This window comes from Amycolatopsis sp. NPDC006131 (assembly GCF_040614175.1).
Classification (GTDB): Bacteria; Actinomycetota; Actinomycetes; order Mycobacteriales; family Pseudonocardiaceae; genus Amycolatopsis_E; species Amycolatopsis_E tucumanensis.
Genome location: NZ_JBEXTX010000001.1, coordinates 92,742 through 110,451 on the forward strand (window position 1 = coordinate 92,742; position 17,710 = coordinate 110,451).

The 17,710-nt window shown below is 71.9% G+C and carries 13 protein-coding genes; 1 reads left to right on the forward strand and 12 read right to left on the reverse strand.

The window, feature by feature from the left end:
* Positions 1 to 25: 25 nt before the first annotated feature.
* Positions 26 to 832, forward strand: a complete 807-nt coding sequence (locus ABZ215_RS00485; RefSeq protein ID WP_354946729.1) for a hypothetical protein — start codon at positions 26 to 28, stop codon at positions 830 to 832.
* Here the strand turns inward: ABZ215_RS00485 and ABZ215_RS00490 are convergent.
* The 12 genes from ABZ215_RS00490 to ABZ215_RS00545 form a co-directional block, all read right to left on the reverse strand.
* Positions 804 to 1,793, reverse strand: a complete 990-nt coding sequence (locus ABZ215_RS00490) for a GHMP kinase (protein WP_020417462.1) — start codon at positions 1,791 to 1,793, stop codon at positions 804 to 806. The two genes, ABZ215_RS00485 and ABZ215_RS00490, sit on opposite strands and share 29 nt — an antisense overlap.
* Positions 1,790 to 2,488, reverse strand: a complete 699-nt coding sequence (locus ABZ215_RS00495) for a nucleotidyltransferase family protein (RefSeq protein WP_354946731.1) — start codon at positions 2,486 to 2,488, stop codon at positions 1,790 to 1,792. The genes ABZ215_RS00490 and ABZ215_RS00495 overlap by 4 nt, the downstream gene beginning before the upstream one ends.
* Positions 2,485 to 3,597: an SDR family NAD(P)-dependent oxidoreductase gene (locus ABZ215_RS00500; protein WP_354946733.1), complete on the reverse strand. Its 1,113-nt coding sequence runs from the start codon at positions 3,595 to 3,597 to the stop codon at positions 2,485 to 2,487. The genes ABZ215_RS00495 and ABZ215_RS00500 overlap by 4 nt, the downstream gene beginning before the upstream one ends.
* On the reverse strand, positions 3,594 to 4,724 hold the full coding sequence (locus ABZ215_RS00505; protein ID WP_354946735.1) for a glycosyltransferase family 1 protein: 1,131 nt from the start codon (positions 4,722 to 4,724) through the stop codon (positions 3,594 to 3,596). The genes ABZ215_RS00500 and ABZ215_RS00505 overlap by 4 nt, the downstream gene beginning before the upstream one ends.
* 4 nt (positions 4,725 to 4,728) lie before the next feature.
* A complete protein-coding gene (locus ABZ215_RS00510; RefSeq protein ID WP_237336190.1) occupies positions 4,729 to 5,916 on the reverse strand; it encodes an HAD-IIIA family hydrolase in 1,188 nt (395 codons plus the stop codon).
* A 67-nt stretch (positions 5,917 to 5,983) separates the two neighbouring features.
* A complete protein-coding gene (locus ABZ215_RS00515) occupies positions 5,984 to 7,207 on the reverse strand; it encodes a membrane protein (RefSeq protein ID WP_020417467.1) in 1,224 nt (407 codons plus the stop codon).
* Positions 7,207 to 8,688 carry a right-handed parallel beta-helix repeat-containing protein gene (locus ABZ215_RS00520; RefSeq protein WP_237336277.1) on the reverse strand — a complete coding sequence of 494 codons (1,482 nt, stop codon included), beginning with the start codon at positions 8,686 to 8,688 and terminating at the stop codon, positions 7,207 to 7,209. Before ABZ215_RS00520 ends, ABZ215_RS00515 begins: the two co-directional genes overlap by 1 nt.
* Before the next feature lie 50 nt (positions 8,689 to 8,738).
* The gene (locus ABZ215_RS00525; protein WP_354946899.1) at positions 8,739 to 10,676 is read right to left on the reverse strand and encodes an alginate lyase family protein; all 1,938 of its coding nucleotides are present in this window, start codon (positions 10,674 to 10,676) and stop codon (positions 8,739 to 8,741) included.
* The gene (locus ABZ215_RS00530; protein ID WP_354946737.1) at positions 10,676 to 12,847 is read right to left on the reverse strand and encodes a bi-domain-containing oxidoreductase; all 2,172 of its coding nucleotides are present in this window, start codon (positions 12,845 to 12,847) and stop codon (positions 10,676 to 10,678) included. Before ABZ215_RS00530 ends, ABZ215_RS00525 begins: the two co-directional genes overlap by 1 nt.
* Positions 12,848 to 12,856: 9 nt before the next feature.
* Entirely contained in the window at positions 12,857 to 14,758 is a 1,902-nt protein-coding gene (asnB, locus tag ABZ215_RS00535; protein ID WP_354946739.1) for an asparagine synthase (glutamine-hydrolyzing), read from the reverse strand.
* A gap of 2 nt (positions 14,759 to 14,760) precedes the next feature.
* Positions 14,761 to 16,362, reverse strand: a complete 1,602-nt coding sequence (locus tag ABZ215_RS00540) for a Wzz/FepE/Etk N-terminal domain-containing protein (RefSeq protein ID WP_354946741.1) — start codon at positions 16,360 to 16,362, stop codon at positions 14,761 to 14,763.
* Positions 16,359 to 17,672, reverse strand: a complete 1,314-nt coding sequence (locus ABZ215_RS00545; RefSeq protein WP_354946743.1) for an exopolysaccharide biosynthesis protein — start codon at positions 17,670 to 17,672, stop codon at positions 16,359 to 16,361. Before ABZ215_RS00545 ends, ABZ215_RS00540 begins: the two co-directional genes overlap by 4 nt.
* Positions 17,673 to 17,710: the final 38 nt, after the last annotated feature.

A 17,710-nucleotide genomic window follows, 5' to 3' on the forward strand; every position in this document is an offset into this window, starting at 1 on the left:
TTGTGATGCTGCGGATTCTGGCGAAATGGGCGCTGCCACACTTGGCTGGTATCCGGGTCGCGGCGCGATTTCCGGGCAACTGGGCAGCCTGCTCGGCGTGCTCGGCGCGGTGCTGATCCTCCGCTCACTGGCGACCGCGAAGCCCGGGGCAGGCTGGGGTGTCGCACTGGTCCTGATCAAGGTGCAGTTCGGCGTGTTCGCCCTGGCCGCGGCCGTCGGCGGGCGGCTGCGATCGGCCTGGCGCGGCGTGCTGTGGCTGGCCGTGGCATCGGTTCCGGTGGTGGTCGCGTGCACCATCGCCGCCGGCGGTCCCGCCGGGTTCGTGCGGTCGGTCCTGCGTGACGTCGCGGTGCTCAGTTCCGATGCGGCGCCGACCGGGCTGAGCAACCCCGCCCAGCGGCGGTTCGACCTGCTCGGGCAGCTCGCGCGCTGGGGGCTGACCGAGCCGCCCGCGTGGTTGCAGATCGCGATTCCGCTGCTGGCGGTCGTGGCCGTCGTGTTCGTGGTGCGCGGCGCCAGGCAGCCGTTGACGGTGGCCGCGGGGACCACGACGGCGATGCTCATCGGCTTCTACCACGCGCCGTACGACCTGCTGGTGCTCTTCGTGCCGGTTGCGCTGGGCATCGGCATGGCTGTGCGCGGTGAGCTGACCCGCGCGGCGGACCGCGTCGCGGTGGGCGCGCTCACCCTCGTCGTGCTGCACCTGCACACCGTTTCGACGAAGCTGATCCCCGGCTTCGACGTGCGGCTCGCGGACGCCGTCGATCTGCTGCTCGTCGCTGTCGGTCTTGTCGCGGCCCTGGTCAGCTCCAGATGTCGCGGTGCACGTTGAAGATGATGCGGGACCCCAGCCGCTCCAGTTTGATCGGCAGTTCCTTCATCGTGGTGAGCCGGGCGCGCACCGCGTGCTGGTGTTCCAGCGGGCAGCTCACCAGCAGGAACCCGCCGCCGCCCGCGCCGGTCACCTTCGCCCCGGTCGCGCCCGCCGACAGCGCCGCGTCGACGGCCTCGTCGATCTGCTGGTTGGACACCCCGGACGCGAGCGAGCGCTTGGCCTCCCAGCTCTTGCGCAGCGCGGTGCCCAGCGCGGACAGCTCGCCGCCGCGCAGGCCGTCCGCCGCTTCGCCCGCCAGGTCGCGCAGCTGCCCCAGCTGGGTGAGCTTGTTGCCGACGTTCGCGTTCTGCTCGCCCAGGATCGTGTTGGCGCTGCGCGTGATGCCGGTGAAGAACAACATCAGCTCGTCCTGCAACTTCCGCCAGTCCGCGCGCGGTAGGTCGATCTGCTCGACCCCGACCGCGTCGCCCGGCCCGAACTGCAGGTCGCACAACCCGCCGAAGGCGGCCGCGTACTGGTCCTGCTTGCCGATCGGCTTGCGGCACCGGTCGATCTCGATCGCGCACGCCCGCTCGGCCAGCTCCTCGGCCGTCACCTGCCTGCCCTGGTAGGCGAACAACGCGTGCAGCAGCCCCACCGTCACCGACGACGACGACCCGAGCCCCGACCCGGCCGACGGGATGTCGGCGAGCGTGGTGATCTCCACGCCACTGCGCACCCCGGTCATGTGCATGGCCTCGCGCACCAGCTCGTGCTCGAGGTCCTCGACGCGGGAGACGATCTCCTTGCGCGAGTAGTTGACGTAGATCTCGTCGTCGAAGCGCTGCTTGACCACGACGTAGACGTACTTGTCGATGGCCGCGTTGAGCACCCGGCCGCCGTGTTCGCGGTAGTAGCTGGGCAGATCGGTCCCGCCACCGACGAGCCCGATGCGCAGCGGGGTCTGGGTGATGATCACGATGCTCGCCTGCCTTGCCAGACTTCGCGCGCCCTGGACAGGGCCGCGGGGGTGCCGATGTCGAGGAACCACGAGTCGCCGAGGGAGACCGCGCGGGCGCGCCCGACGAGCGCGGGCAGCAGGTCGTAGCCAATGTCCCGGGGCGGCGGGCCGATCAGGTCGAGCACGGCGGGGGAGAACGCGTACATCCCCGCGTTGGCCAGGTCGCCCGGCGGGTCGGCGGGTTTTTCCACGAACCCCGTCACCAGCCCGTCGGAAACCGTGAGGATCCCGCACTGCGTCGGATCGGGCGCCCGGAACACCGACAACGTCGCGATCGCCCCGCCCGCGCGGTGCGCGCCGACCAGCCCCCGCAGGTCGAAGTCGGTGAGATTGTCGGCGTTGAGCGCCAGGAACATCTCCTCGCCGGCGACGAACTCCCGGTTGGCCCGCAGCGTGCCCGCGCTGCCGAGCAGTTCCGGCTCCTCGACGGTGTGCACGACCGGACCGCCGTCGCGCCCGGCCAGGTGCCGCCGGACCAGCGGCGCGAGGTGGTGCAAGTTGACCAGCACCTCGTCCACCCCGGCGGCCGCGAGCGCGTCCAGCCAGATGTCCAGCATCGGCCGCCCGCCGATCTCGATGAGGCACTTGGGGGTGTGGTCGGTCAGGGGCCGCAGCCGCGTCCCCAGCCCGGCCGCGAGCAGGAACGCCTTCACGACCCCGCCTTGCGCACCACGCCGAGCGAGCGCATCTTGGCGTCCGCCTCGGCGAGGATTTCCTCCAGGCCCGGCATGTCCCGCAGCCACGCGGCGTACTCGGCGACCGAGTCCGCCGGGGTCCGCTTCGGGGACCAGCCCAGCTGCTTGAGCGCGTCGACGTCGGAGAGGATGTGCCGGGTGTCGCCGAAGCGGTACTCGCCGCTGATCCGCCCCGGCCGGTCCGATCCGTACTGCCGGCGTACCACCTCGGCGAACTCCTGCGTGGTGTATCCGGTCCCACCGCCGACGTTGAACACGCGCCCTGCCGCGCGGTCGTCGGCGAGCACCAGCACGTTCGCGTCGACGACGTCGTGGATGTTGACGTAGTCGCGGATGTTCTGCCCGTCCTCGTACAGGGTCGGCGCGCCGCCGAGCAGGTAGTGCAGGTTGAAGATGCGGCACGCGCCGGAGTAGGCGTTGTAGACCGACTGCCGCGGGCCCTGCACGATGCTGTAGCGCAGGGCGACGGTCGGGATGCCGTAGCGGCGCCCGAGGTTGACCGCCACGACCTCCTCGCCGTGCTTGGACATGCCGTAGGCGTTCTGGGGGTTGGCGACGCGTTCCGGTGTCGCCAGCACCTCGATCGGCTCGCCGCACACCGCGCAGCCGATGTCCCAGCGCGCGGCCCGCAGCGCGGACTCCGGGCGCATGTCCGGCGTCTGCTCGCCGTGCGCCGCGCACCGGTACAGCCCTTCGCCCATCGCGGCCTGCGAGGACGCCACGACGATCCGCTGCAGGTCGAGTTTCTCGGCGACCACGATCTCGTAGATCATCGCGGTCGAGGTGACGTTGACGTCGGTGAACTTGGCGAAGTCCGGCAGGTAGTCCTGGTAGGCGGCGAAGTGGTAGACCGCGTCCACCCGGCGCAGCAGGTTGCGCACCAGGTCGCGGTTGCGCACGTCGCCTTCGTAGAACTCCACGCCGGACGTGAGGTGGTTCGGCTTGCCGTCGCGGTGCACCGGCGCGGCCAGGACGTCCAGCACGATCACCTCGTGTCCCAGCTCGACGAGCCGGTCGCAGGTGTGCGAGCCGATGAACCCGGCGCCGCCGGTGACCAGGATCCTCATCGTGCGTGCACCTCGCGGTACACGTCGAGCGTCCGCGCCGCGGTGGCCGCCCAGGTGAACTCGCCGGCGCGTTCCGGTCCGCGGGCCCGCAGCCGCTCGCCCTCCGGGCCGCACGCCTTGACGATCTGGTCGGCGATCGAGTCCGCGTCCTTAGGGGCGGCCAGCAGCGCCGCCCCGCCCGCGGTCTCCGGCATCGCTGTCACGTTCGAGGTGACCACCGGGCACGCCGACGCCATGGCCTCCAGGATCGGCAGGCCGAACGTCTCGTTGTGCGACGGGTACACGAACACGTCCGCGGCGCGGTAGAAGTGCACCGTCTCCTCCAGCGGCACCCCGCCCACCCACACGATGTCGTCCGCCACGCCGAGCCGCGCGGCCAGCGCCTTGAGCTCGCCGACGTACTCGACGTCCCGGCCGGGTCCGACGACGACCAGCTGCCTGCCGCCGAGGTCGGACTTCGCCGCGGCGAACGCGCGGATCAGGCCCTCGCAGTTCTTGTACGGCCACAGCGACGACACGAACAACACGAAGTTCTCGCGCACCCCGTACCGCTTCGCGACGTGCGCGAACGCCTCGTCCCGGTCGCCGGGGTTGAACAGCTCGTGGTCGACCGCCTCCGGGATGAGCCGGATCTTCGCCGGATCGACCTTCAGGTACTGCTGCACCTCGTCGACCAGGCTGCGCGAGTTGAGGATGATGGCGTCGGCCAGGCGGGCGGTGCGCGGGTAACTCAGCTGGCGGTACAGCCGCGCGGGCGGCGAGATCGCGTGCGGCGTCGTGTACGCGTGCAGTGTCTTGATGTGCACCACGAGTTTCGGCGCGGACTTCACGATCGGCGCCATCAACGTGTTCAGCACGTCGATCCCGCTCAGCGGCAGCCGCAGAGGCGAGTACAGGTGCTCCGACAGCGTGCGCAGGTTGCGCTTCTCGTTGGACCACGGGTAGGTGATGTAGCCGACGCTGCGGCCGTAATCGTGCGTCGGCCGCGACTTCGGGCTCACCATCAGGTGGAACGACTCGCCGTCGCGGAGCAGCCTGGTCATCTCGGGGATGACGCGGGTCCAGAACCAGTGCGCGCCCGACGGGTTGAACGGGTCGTCGGTGAGCAGGTTGATCGCGACGCGCATGCGGTCAGAATGTCTGCGAGACAACGGCATCTGGGGTCATCCTCGACTGTCGGACGTACTGGGCCAGCAGGTGCATGCACGCCTGGTGGGCGTCTTCGACGACGCCGTAGTTGGCGGAGTCGACGTGGATGGAGACCTCGGCCCGGCGGCGGGCGGGCCCACCGGCGAAACCGGTGAGCGCGATGGTCGGCATTTCGTGCGCCGCCGCCCAGTCCAGCGCCCGCACGATGTTCGGCGAGCGGCCCGAGGACGAGATGACGATCAGCACGTCACCCGGCCGCGCCTGGGACTGCAGCTGGTACTCGAAGACGTGTTCGTAGCCGAGGTCGTTGGCGATCGCGCTGAACAGCTCCACGTTGGTGCTCAGGCTCTGCACGCGCGTGGTGACACCGGTGCCGTTGCGCACGCCCTTCACGTGGTCGCACTGCAGGTGGTTGGCGATCGACGCGGATCCGCCGTTGCCGCAGGCGAACACGGCCGAATCGCGGTCGTAGGCGGCGTTCAGGATCTTCGCCGCGCGGCTGACCTGCTCCAGGTCCACGGTGGCGAAGGCGCGCGCCAGCTCGGCGACGTAGGCGCCGCCGTAGGAGTCGGCCCGGTGGAACTTCGCGGCCGGGAACTTCGGCGCCTTCTGCTGCTCCGGCGCGGGTGCGGTGTCGCCGCCGAGGATGAACCGCACGGCGGCGGCGAGGTCGGGGAACGTGTCCACGCCCATCACGGCCGAGCCGGGCGGCCCGACGTGCAGCGGTTTCGCGCCGACGGCCCGCGCTAGCCCGACGTCGGCGGGGCTGTCCCCGACCACCCAGGACGCGGACAGGTCCAGGTCGAGCGCTTCCGCGGCGGCCAGCGCCATGCCCGGCCCCGGCTTGCGGTCGGCGCTGCGGCGGGCGAACGCCTCCACGATGCCGTCGGGGTGGTAGGGGCAGAACAACCACAGGTCGACGTGCGCGCCGTGCCGCGCCATCTCGGCGATCATGTGCTTGTGGACCTGCTCCACGTCGGCGATGCCGTAGTACCCGCGGGCGACGCCGGCCTGGTTGGTGACCACGGCGACCGGGATGCCGGCCCGGTTGAGCGCGGCGATCGCCGCGATGGACCCGTCGATGAACTCGACCCGGTCGACGGAGCCGACATACCCGCTGTCGACGATGATCGTGCCGTCGCGATCGAGCAGAACCCCTGGCTGGCTCACGGTTCGACCACCTCTCTGCGATGTCTTGAGGTCGCGCGCGGGCGCTGGTCCGTTACGGGTTCGCCGCTCACCGCGGTACCGTCCTTTGTGGAGTGCCGGCGAGCAGGCCCGCCGCGACCGCCAGGTGCAGCAGGTACGGGGAGGCGTCCCCGAGCCCGGCTTCGGTGTAGGAGGCCGCGAGGCAGTACGTGATCAGGAACAACGCGCACGCCCGCCCCGGCGACGGCGGGCGGGCGATGGCCACCACGACGAGGGTCACCAGGAACAACACGACGATCGTGGCGCCCAGGTAGCCCTGCTCGTGGTAGACGGCCAGCCAGCTGTTGTCGATGGGCAGGCCGTCGAAGGACTTGTTGGACAGCCCGGTCCCGAAGATCTCCTCGAACCAGGTGCGCGGGGTGGCCAGCAGCCGTTCCCACACCTTCGCGCGGCCGGTGAGGTTGCCGAAGTTCTCCGCGTCCTGACCGCGCAGGACCCAGGTCTGCAGCAGCGGCCCGAGCAGGACGGCGCCGATCCCGGCCACGGCGATGCCCCAGGCGAACGCCTTGCGGGCGCGGCCGCTGGTGAGCCACATCGACAGCATCGCGATGACGAGCCCGGCGACCAGGCCGAGGGTCGCCGTGCGGGTGTGGGTCAGCACGAGCAGGACGATCGCCGGGCCGGCGACCATGACCACGCTGCGCGTGTCGGTGAGCTTGTTGATCCACAGCAGCACGGCCAGCCCGGCGGCGATCGCGGCGTACTGCCCGATCTGCGTCGGCGTCAGCGGCCACAGCACGCCGGTGAGCCGGCCGTCGTTGAGTTCCGGCATCGCCAGGCCGGGGGAGATCACCAGGCCGACGGCGACGGAGACCAGCAGCACGGTCAGCACCCTGATGTGCTGGCGGACGAACCAGATCGAGCCGTTCATCCACGGGCTGATCAGCCACAACGTCCCGACGAACAGCCCGAGCCGGGCGCACCGGAACAGCGAGCCGAGGCCGGACTCCATCCGCACGCTGCTCGCGAAGCTCGCCACCAGCAGCAGGCTGAGCAGCACCAGGAACGCGCTGGGCCGGATCTTCAGGCGCGGGTTGAGGATCAGGGCGAGCGCGAACGCAATGCCGACCGCGCTCATCGTGAGGGCCTGCGTGACCGGGCGCGGGATCGGGATGAGCGCCGAGACGCCCTGGGTGGCGAGGGTGTTGAAGATCAGCAGCGCCCAGATCGCGCCGAGGATCCGGAAGGTGCGCGGGCCGCGGGCGACGTCGTCCTCGTCGAGTGTCCGCGGCCGGATGCCGGTGAGGCTCATCAGTTGCCGCCCCCTGCCGCGAAGGTGCTGCCGGCGTCCTGCCGGTAGGCCGGGCCCTGCCACTCGATCTGCTCGACCAGCCTGCTCGCGTCGTGCGCGACGAAGGTCCACGGCCCGACGTAGGTGTTGCCGGACCAGCGGTTGTTCTGGTCGAAGGTGATCGCCTGCGGGACCACGTCGCCCTGGTACGGCGACCAGTCCGGCGAGCTGCCGTAGTTGGACAGCAGCGCCATCCGCGCGCACATCGCCTGGCAGCCGATGTTGCGCGGGTTCACCTCGAACCGGTTGCCGTGGACCTGCACGTTCTGGGTCTTCCAGCGGCAGTCGGCGTGCAGCGGGTCCGTGTTGATGCCCGGCGGCGCGCACTTCGCGACGTCCCCGACGACGAGCGTGCAGGTGCCGGTCGACGTGTTGGCGGGGCTGTTGCAGAAGCGGTCCGCGTTCTCCCACAGCGTGACCCCGCCCCAGTTGTCCACCAAGTCGTTGTCGTAGATGTCGATCTTGTCGGTGCGGGCGGGCACGCGCGCGTCGCCGCCGGACTCGGAGATGTAGACGGCCGCGGCCGGGAAGTTGTCGTCGCGGTCGACGAACTCGCGCCCGCTGACCAGGTTGTTGCGCTTCAGCGTGTTGCCGCGGATGGTCGCGTTGTAGCTGGTCTCGTAGAAGATCGCGGTGCCGTCGTTGTTCTCGATGAGGTTGTTCTCGATCAGGAAGTCGTTGTTGTTGGTGTCGGCCCAGATGCCCGGTCCGCGGTTGTCGTGGATCCAGTTGCCGCGGATGTCGGCGCCGTCGACCTCCCAGAACTTCATCGCGCCGGTGCAGCCGCAGCCGTCGGGGTACTTGCTCTCCACGTCGTCGGCGTTGTTGCCGACGAACTCGTTGCCCTCCAGCACGAGATCGGTGACGTCGCCGCAGCAGGCGTTGAGCCCGTACTGCCCGTTGTCCTTGAGGCAGTTGCCCGTCATGACCTGGCGCGCGCCCGCCATCATCGCGGCGCCGCGGTTGTCGGTGAGCAGGTTCGACCGGATGACCCAGCCCGCGCCGGAGTCGTGGTTGACCACGCCCTCGTTGTCCGGCGCGTCGAACCCGGTCACCGTGAGGTGCTGGACGGTCACCCCGCTCGCCTTGCCGCTGAAGGCGTACCGGTTGGTGTGGCGCCCGTCGACGACCGCTCCCGGGGCGCCGGTGTAGGTGTTGCCGTCCTTCGGCGCGACCTGGTCGAACTCGTCGGTGCCGAGGGTGTGCGTGCCGGGCTGCAGCCAGAACGTGGTGCCCGGCGGGCTGGCCTTCGTCTTGGCCTGGAGGTCGCCGGGCACGGCGGCGTCGACGACGACCGCGCCGGCCGGCGGCTCCGCGGGGCCGGGCGGCAGGTTGCCGCACGCCCCGGAACCCGCGATTGCCGCGGTGGTGTCCGCCGGTTCCGGGGTGGGGGTGCACGCGAGCGCGGCCAGTGGCGCCAGGACGCCGAGGAACACCGCCACCCAGCGGGCTCGGGTCGTCGTTGGTGCGGGCACGGCGGGCAACCTCCCGGCTAGTCGGCGAAGCGCAGCAGTGTGGTGAGCGGGCCGGCGCGGCCGGTGAGCCCACTGCCGATCAGGGTCGCGGCCGGTTCGCGGCGGCCGTAGCCGGGCGAGTACCAGCCGAGCGGCGGGTCGGTCTGGCCGCGGTGCGCGGTCCAGGTGAGCGCCGCGGGAAGGTCGAGGATCGCCGCCCGGTCGCGGCCGCCCGCGGTCCACGTCAGCACCGCCGCGTTGCCGGTCAGCTCGACGCTCACCCGCGGGCCGAGGTGGAACGCGAGCCGCGCCGGGTGGTGCCGGTCGTCGGTGATCTCGTCGGTGATCCGCAGTTCCCGTTCGGCCGGGTCGAGTTCGACGGTGCGCCGGTGCACGGCGGGCCGGTAGCCGTCGTGCTCGGCGGACCACCGCGCCACCCCGCCGCCGGGGCGGGCCAGCACGCGGGTGCGCGCGTGCCGCGTCCACAGGAACGGGCCGCCCGAAGTGGACTGGTCGGTGTCGTCCAGCTGCACCGTGTTGTGGCCGAGCGTGGACCGGAAGTACGCCCGCCACCCGGGTTCGCCGTGGTAGCAGTAGGTTCCCGGGTCGGCGAGAACGTCGACGCCGTCGTGCCGCACCTCGACCGACAACGCGTCGGCGTGCGCGTGCGCGGCGATGGACAGGAACCCGTGCGGGCCGCCGTCGCAGCGGCACCAGATCTCGCCGCGGCCGTCCCCGGCCGGGGTGCGCAGCAGGGTCAGCCCGGCGTCGGCGAAGTGGTCCGGTCGCGTGCGTGGCCGGTTCGCGGCCTCGAAGCGACGGGCGAGCGCGGTGAGCAGCGGCGTCCGGGCGTCCCCGCCGCGCGGGCTCGGCCACCAGTCCAGCCGTCCGAACAGGACGTCCCCGGTCGCCAGCAGCGACGACCACCGGTTGGCCCCGGCGCCGTCGAGCACGAGCCCGTGCCCGTCGTCGCTGTCGCCCTGGCGCGGCGGGTGCAGCCGCACGTCGACGACGGCCGCGAGCGCATCGGTCATCCGCAGCAGCGTCCGCCACAGCGAGTCCGGCGCCGCCGGGCCGGCCTCGATCGCCGCGGCCAGGCCCAGTTCCAGGACCAGGCCGTGGTACTCGGTGGCCAGCTCCCGGTTCAGGCCCGAGCCGAACGTGTTGGCCGCCAGGTGCTCGTCCAGCGAGCGCAGCGCCGCCGCCCGCCAGCCGGCCGATTCGGGGAACCACGGGAACGCGCAGGACGCGGCAAGCTGCCCGGCCGCCTCGGCGATGACGTGGTTGTTCGCCGATGACCCCCGGCTCGGGAAGGTGGCGAGCCACCGCTGGTGGTGCCAGATCTGGTGCAGCGCCTCGGGGTTGTCCTCGAACAGCCCGGGCGCGCCGGGCCAGCCGTCGAGCAGCCGCCGCACCCACACCCAGGACAGCAGCCGGATGCCCAGCTCGATCCCGCTGACCCAGTGCACGCTCGTCAGCGGCGCGTTCGCCGCCCACCACGACTTGAGGTGGTCGGCGACGCGCTCGGCGTAGCGGTCCTCACCGGTCAGCGCGTACGCGGTGGCCAGCACGGTGAGGTGCTGGTGCCGCGACGGCTCCCAGATCTGCTTGATGTCGCCGACGACGTCCTCGTGCCGGTAGGGGATGTCGAAGGCGAAGGTGTCGGCGGGCGCGTGCCGCCCGGTCTTCGGGTCGAACGACCAGTCCGGGCTCACCATGTCGTGCCGCCGCAGGCCGAAGTACTCGGCGCGGCCGTCGAGCAGCCGGTCCGCGGTCTCCAGCACGCGGGCCCGCGCGTCCGCCGGGACTTGCACGCCGTCGGGCAGCACCGCGGTGAACCGGCGGCCGGGCAGCGGCGCGGACGCCTCGGGCAGCGCGCGGCGCAGCCTGCGCCGGTTCAGCACGTCCGCCGCGCGCCCGGCGACCTCGCGCGGGCCCATCCGCGACAGCCGCCGCAGGTACCAGGCGGGGTCCATCATGACGTGGTTCCGATCTTGACCGGCACGCCGGTGGCCAGGCTGGTCTGCACCGCGAGCGTCGCGAGCGTGGTCGCGACCAGCGACTCCAGCGGCACCGGCATCGGCCCGCCTGAGGTGACCGCGGTGACGAACGCGTCCAGCTCGGCGTGCTGCCCCTTGTCGCGGCCCTTCGGCAGGCGCGAGCTGGTCCACCGCTTGCGCCCGTACACCGAGGCGCGCGCGAAGTCGTCGAACTTCAGCACCTTGCCATCGGCGACGACGTCCAGCGTCTCCTTGGGGAAGCTCGTCGAACCGCTGGTGGCGTAGCTGATGGTCGCGGTCGAGCCGTCCGGGTACCGCAGCACGACCTGCAGGTCCTGCTGGTCCGGCGTGGCGCAGGCGTAGACCGACACCGGGTCCGCGCCGAGCAGCCAGCTCACCGTGTCGATGAAGTGCCCGCCCTCGCCGGCGAACCGGGTGCCCTCGGAACCGGCCTGGTTGTACCAGCTGCCGTGCTCCAGGCGGCCCGCGTTCACCAGGTACCGCACCGACGCCGCGCCGATGCGCCTGCCGAACCGGCCGGTGGCCTCGTGCAGCAGCGGCGCGAACCGCCGGTTGAACCCGACCTGCAGCCGGTCGTTGCCGGACTCCTCGATCGCGCCGAGCACCTTGCCCAGCTCGGCTTCGCTGAGCGCCAGCGGCTTCTCCACGAACACCGCCTTGCCCGCCAGCAGCGCGCGGCGGGTCAGTTCGGCGTGCGAGCTGTGCCGGGTCACCACGAACACCGCGTCGATATCCGGGTCGGCGAGTGTGGCGTCCACATCGGTCGTGGCCTCGGCGAACCCGAACTTCCGCTTGGCGTTCGCGCCCGACAGCGCCGACGTGGTGACGACGCGGCGCAGCTCGACGTCCTCCCGTTCGGCCAGGTGCGGCAGCAGCATCGAGGACGCGTAGTTGCCCGCGCCGATGAACGCGGTCCGCACCTTGCCCATCCGCTGCGATGTGCGGATCGGCTCGCGCCGGGGGACTTCCGCGACGAGTGCGGGCTCCTCGGCGTCCTTGGCCACGTCGGGGTATCGGAAGAGAACGGCGACGGCCTTCAGCTCGCCCTCGTTGAGCCTGCGGTAGGTCTCCACGGCGGTCGAGAAGTCCGCGACGTGCGAGACCAGCGGCTCGACGTCGACCCGTCCGCGGGCGATCAGGTCGAGGAAGCACTCCAGGTTGCGGCGCTCGGTCCAGCGCACGTAACCGATCGGGTAGTCGCGGCCGTCCAGTTCGTACTCCGGGTCGTACCGGCCGGGGCCGTACGAGCGGGAGAACCGGACGTCGAGTTCCTTTTCGTAGTAGGCGTTCCACGGCAGGTCGAGGCGGCACTTGCCGATGTCGACCACCCGGCCGCGGTCGCGCGCCAGCTTCGCGGCCAGCTCGACCGGCTCGTTCGTGCTGCCGCCCGCGGCGAGGTACACCTGGTCGACGCCGTGCCCGCCGGTCAGCTCGCCGACCGCGATCTCCACGTCCCCGGAGCCGGGGTGGCCGCACACCGACGCGCCCAGCCGTACGGCCAGCTTGCACCGCTCCTGGTCCGGATCCACGCCGACCACCCGCACGCCGGACGCGGCCAGCAGCTGCACGACCAGCTGCCCGATCAGGCCGAGCCCGATGACCAGCGCGACGTCGCCGAGCTGCGGCTCCCCGCGCCGGACGCCCTGCATGGCGATCGCGCCGACGGTCGCGAAGGACGCGTGCCGCGGCGCGACCCCGGCGGGCACCCGCGTGTAGAGGTTCTTCGGCACCCAGTTCAGCTCGGAGTGCAGCGCGTGCTCGTTGCCCGCACAGGCGACGAAATCCCCGACGGCGACGTCATCGATTCCGGGCCCGACCTCCTCGACCACACCGCACAGCGAGTAGCCGAGCGGGGTGTAGGAGTCGAGCCGGTTCATCACCTTGCGGTAGGTGGCGCCGACGCCGTTGGTCGCGACGCTCTGCACGACCTTCGCGACCTGGTCCGGCCGCGACCGCGCCTTGCCCAGCATGGACATGCTCGCCTCGGACACCTTCATCATCTCGGTGCCGGTGGAGATCAACGAGAACGCGGTCCGCACGAGCACGCCGCCCGGCTTGCACGCCGGCGCCTCGACGTCCAGCAGCGCCAGCTCGCCGCTCTTGTAGTTCTGTACGACCTGCTTCACCAGGGCTCCTTACGCTGCTCGCTCGGCCGCGCCGGCTTCGGTCGCGCTGCGGTACCAGTACTCCAGGGTCAAGACGTGCCAGAGGTGCTTGGACCGGTCCTCGCGGCCGGCGGCGTCCTCGTCGACCAGCCGCTGCAAGGCCTCGCGCCGCAGGAACCCGGACTTGACGAGGACACCGTCGTGCACGACCTCGCGCACCAGCGGCGCCAGATCGCGGCTCATCCACGCCCGCAGCGGGGCGCTGAACAGGCCCTTCGGCCGGTAGACGATCTCCTTCGGCAGGATCGACAGCGCGGCTTCCTTGAGCGCGGCCTTGCCCTGCCGCCCGGCGATCTTGCGGTTGCCGGGCAGGCTGAACGCGGCCTTGACCACCTCGACGTCCACGAACGGCACCCGCACCTCGGTGGAGGCGGCCATGGTGGAGCGGTCGGTGTAGGTCAGGTTCAGCCCCGGCAGGAACATCCGCGCGTCGGCGAGGCACATGCGGTTGACGAAGTCGTCGAGCAGGTTGTCGTGGTAGGTGTCGGCGTGCTCGGTGAGCACGTCGTCCACCGCGCCGGCGAGGTCGGGCGCGACCAGGCCGGCGAGCTCGTCCCGGTCGTACATCGTGTAGCTGCGCCGGAACGCGGTCTCCTCCGGCAGGGTCGCGAACGACAGGAACCGCTTCGCGAAGCGGACCGACCGGAAGCCCCGCTTCGAGGTCGCCACCGGCAGCCGGTCCACAACGGACTCCAGCGGCGTGCGCACCGCGCCGGGGATCTTCTGGTAGCGCAACGCGATCAGGTTTGCCAGGTGCTTGCGGTAGCCGGCGAACAGCTCGTCCGCGCCCATCCCGGACAACATCACCTTCACGCCGGCCTCCCGCGCGGCCAGGCAGATCAGGTAGCTGTTGATGGCCGCCGGGTCGCCGATCGGCTCGTCCAGGTGGTAGGTCAGGTGCGGCAGCAGGTCCTGCACGTTCGGCGCGATCTCGATCTCGTGCAGGTCGACGCCGAAGCGGTCGGCCACGATCCGCGCGTACCGCAGGTCGTCCGGCATGGCCTCGAACTTCGCGTCCTCGGCGCGGAAACCGATGGTGTAGGCGGAGATCCCGGGGGAGTACTTGGCCGCCAGCGCGGTCAGGTAGCTGGAGTCCAGGCCGCCGGACAGGAACGTCGCCACCGGCACGTCGGAGAGCAGGTGCTTGCGGGTGGAGTCCTCGACGACCGCGGCCAGGTCGGCGGGCGGGCCGTGCCGGGCCTCGGTCGCGACGTCCCGCAGGATCCAGTAGCGGCCGGTGTCCACCCGGCCGTTCGGGCGCACGCGCAGCCACGAGCCCGGCGGCAGCTTGCGCGCCTCGCGGAACGCGCACCGGCTGTCCGGCACCCAGTAGTAGAGCAGCGACGCGACCAGCGCGGTCTCGTCCACGTGCAGCCCGCCGATCTCGCCGGCGAGAGCTTTCAGCTCGGAGGAGAACGCGATCCCGTCGCCGCGGCGCACGTAGAACAGCGGCTTGATGCCGAGCTGGTCGCGGGCGAGGAACAGCTCACCGGTGCGCTCGTCGAAGATCCCGAAGGCGAACATGCCGCGCAGCCGCGGCAGGCACTCGACGCCCCAGCGCCGCCACGCCTCCAGCAGGACCTCGGTGTCGGAGGTGCCGCGGAACCGCACGCCCTTGCTCATCAGCTCGGCCCGCAGCTCGGGCGCGTTGTACAGCTCCCCGTTGTAGGTCAGCGCCAGCCCGCCGGAGACCATCGGCTGCGCGCCCGTCTCGGACAGGTCGATGATCGACAACCGGCGGTGGCCCAGGTGCACGTCACCGTGGTCGTAGCGGCCCTCGCCGTCCGGCCCGCGGTGGGCCAGGCGCTTGGTGAGCCGGTCGGTCAGCGGGCCACCGTCGGGCCAGCGGTAGGTTCCTGCGACACCGCACATGGTCAGCCTTCGCGATCGAGGGGCAGCTTGCCGTTCACGTGTGCCTCCGGGGCGTCGACCGGCGTGAACTGCTTCGTCGGCAGGTCGGCGTGCACCGGCTGGAGCGTCACGGTCTGCTCGCCCTTCCCGGCGGAGGAGGGGATCGGCGCGAACCACTTCGTCGGGTGGTCGTCGACGTTGGCGCTGCCGTTGGCGGGCCGCGCCTCGGCGAACGCGGCGCGGCCGCGCAGCGCGGTGTGCAGCCCGTCCCACAGCGTGCCGTCCGTGCGGTCCCGCGGATCCGGCGCGACGAGCACGATGCCGATGACCGGGATGCCCAGGTCGGCCAGCTGCCGCGCGACGGTGTGCAGCCACGCCGCGTCCGCCTTGCCCGCGCGGACCACCAGCACGGTTTCCGCGCCCAGCCGGCGCAGGTCGGTCCACGCCGTGCCCGGCGACACCGAGCCGACCCCGATGCGGGCCTTCTCGGCCGCGCTGCCGTCGACGACCCGCACGCCCTCACCCGCCTCGCCGGACAGCGCGGTGACCTGACGGTGCGGCAGGTCGTCCACGACCACCACCGGACCGTCCAGGTGCCGGGCCATGTCCAGCGCGAGCGTGGCGGCCACCCGCGGGCAGCCGAGTTCGAGGACGGACACGCTGCCGCTCTCGCCGACCGCGCGGGCCAGCGTCGCCGCGACCCGCTCCCGCTGCGCGGCGGCGCCTCCCCACGGCCCCCGCCGGGGCTTCGGCAGCTGCGCGATGACGGACGCGCCGAGGTGCGCGGCGATCTCCCGCCGCAGCAGCGGCCGGTCCCGCACCACGCTCATCACGGCGGCCAGGCCCAGCCCGGCGACGAGCCCGAACCCGAGCCCGATGCCCGCGTTGGTGACCAGCGGGGCGAGCGGGGATTCGACGACCGGACGTGGCGCGTCGACGATCTGCGTGCCCGCGGCCAGCTGCGGTGTGCCGATCTTCGCCTCGTTGGCCTGGTTGGTGAAGTCGGAGACCCGCGAGGTCAGGTCGGCGCGCCGGGCGTAGAGCGACTGCAGCTCGGCCGGGCCGATCTGGCTGTTGCGGCTCGCCGACGCGGCGATCTGCCGGTCGACCTCGGTCAGCTCGGTCTGGATCTGGTCGCGTTGCCCGAGCAGGGCCTGCGCTTCCGCGTCCGCCGCGGCCTGCATGCGCTGGCCGTGGTCGGCGATGAACGCGTCCGCCAGCGCCTGCGCCTTCGCGACCGCCTCGCCGTAGCTGCGGGCCGTGACCTGGAGTTCCAGCACGTTGTTGGTCAGCCCGGTGCCGGTGTAGGACTTGACGAACTTCTCCGGCGGCTCGGACGAGCCCAGCCGCTGCAGCGCAGCCCCGGCGATCCGGGTGGTCTCCAGGATGGCCACGTCGGTCTTGATGAGCGTGCCGCTGTCGTTCGGCGCGTCCTCGGCGTGCAGCACGAGCAGCCGGGTCACCGCGGTCGGCGGGGTCGGCGACACGACCGCCAGCGCCGCGCCGGCGAGCAGCCCCAGCACCGCGGCCGAGAGCCACAGGCGGCGCCGCCGGCGAATCGCGATCAGCACCCGCTGCAGGTCGAGCAGTGGCTGCGTGTTCTGGTTGCTGTCCGGTGTCGTCACGCTGAACCTGCCAATGCTTCGTCGCCTGCGGTCTTCGTGCCGCCCGGCTCGGGAACCGCGGCCGTGCGCTGGGCGACGACGACGCCGAGCACCCGCTGCCCGGCGTCGGCGGCGGCCTCGGTGATCGCGACGAGCTCCCAGCCCGTCCTGGTCCCGCTGGACACCACCACGAGGACGCCGGCGGACTCGCGGCCGTCCGGCACCGTCGGCCGCTCGGGGTCGATCAGCGCCACACGCAGTTCGGGGCGTCCGCCGTGGCCGGCTGCGGCCAGCTGCGCGACCGCGGTCCTGGCCACCGGGTCGTCCTGCGCGGCCAGCACCAGCACCCGCGAGAACACGCCGGAGCCGTCACCGAGGCGGGAGAGCACGCGGCGGTACCGGATCTCGCGGCTGGCCGCGTCCGCGGAGGCGTTGAGCTCCGGCAGGTTCCACGGCTCGTCGGTCTTGAGCAGCCGGGCCCACCAGCGCCCCTCGTCGCCTGCCTGCGCGTGGTCCGGCGTCTCCGGCACGTCCACGCTGCCCAGCAGCGGCGCGCCGACCGCCGCCGCGATCTCGGCCTCGTTGCGCAACCGCCGGTCGGTGCGCGCGCCGACGAGGTGACCGAGCACGCCGAGCAGGAAGAACACGAGCGCGCCGCCCGCAACGAAGTGGATCATCGTCGGCGGCGCGGGGGAGGACGGCCGCTCGGCGGAGCCCATCACGACCACCTGCGCCTGGCGACCGCCGCCGTCGAGCTGGTCGAGCTTGGCCATCGCCTCGGTCAGCGCCGTCCGCAGCGTCTCCAGCTGGGTGCGCACCTCGACGCTCTCGACCGTCACGCCCTGCACACGGCGGGACAGGTCGGTGATGCGGTCGTTGGTCTCCTGCACCTGGCGGCGCAGCGCGTCCTCCTGCTCCTGGCGGATCTGGCTGGCCGCGTCCGCGGTGCTGCCGATCAGCTGGGCGGAGTAGTTGACGTACTCCTTGGCGACCTGGTCGGCCAGCAGCTGCGCGTTTTCCGGCGTCTCCGCCTCGGCCGTGATCGCCACGATGTTGCCGTCGGCCGCGGTCGCGCTCACCGAGTCGTGCAGCTCGGATCCGGACACGCCCCAGGCGAGTGCCTGCGCGGTGCGGTCCAGCACCACCGAGCTGGTCGCGATCTGCGTTTCGGTCATCAGCTCGCTGGAATCGGGCGCGCCCTGCAACAACACGTGCGAAGTCGTTTGGTAGCCGGGGGAGAAGATCAGCGACGCGCCGGCCCCCACCAGCGCGCCGAGGACGGCGAGGGCGGCGAGGACCCGCCAGCGGCGGCGCACGATCCTGCCGATCATGGACAGACGGACGGTGTCGTCGTTCAACGCCCCGGGCC

Excerpts from the sequence above, each read along its gene's own strand:
- ABZ215_RS00485 (WP_354946729.1), top strand. The coding sequence starts at position 26 with ATGGGCGCTGCCACACTTGGCTGGTATCCGGGTCGCGGCGCGATTTCC.
- ABZ215_RS00500 (WP_354946733.1), bottom strand. The coding sequence starts at position 3,597 with ATGAGGATCCTGGTCACCGGCGGCGCCGGGTTCATCGGCTCGCACACC.
- ABZ215_RS00505 (WP_354946735.1), bottom strand. The coding sequence starts at position 4,724 with ATGCGCGTCGCGATCAACCTGCTCACCGACGACCCGTTCAACCCGTCG.
- ABZ215_RS00515 (WP_020417467.1), bottom strand. The coding sequence starts at position 7,207 with ATGAGCCTCACCGGCATCCGGCCGCGGACACTCGACGAGGACGACGTC.
- ABZ215_RS00525 (WP_354946899.1), bottom strand. The coding sequence starts at position 10,676 with ATGGACCCCGCCTGGTACCTGCGGCGGCTGTCGCGGATGGGCCCGCGC.
- asnB (WP_354946739.1), bottom strand. The coding sequence starts at position 14,758 with ATGTGCGGTGTCGCAGGAACCTACCGCTGGCCCGACGGTGGCCCGCTG.
- ABZ215_RS00545 (WP_354946743.1), bottom strand. The coding sequence starts at position 17,672 with ATGATCGGCAGGATCGTGCGCCGCCGCTGGCGGGTCCTCGCCGCCCTC.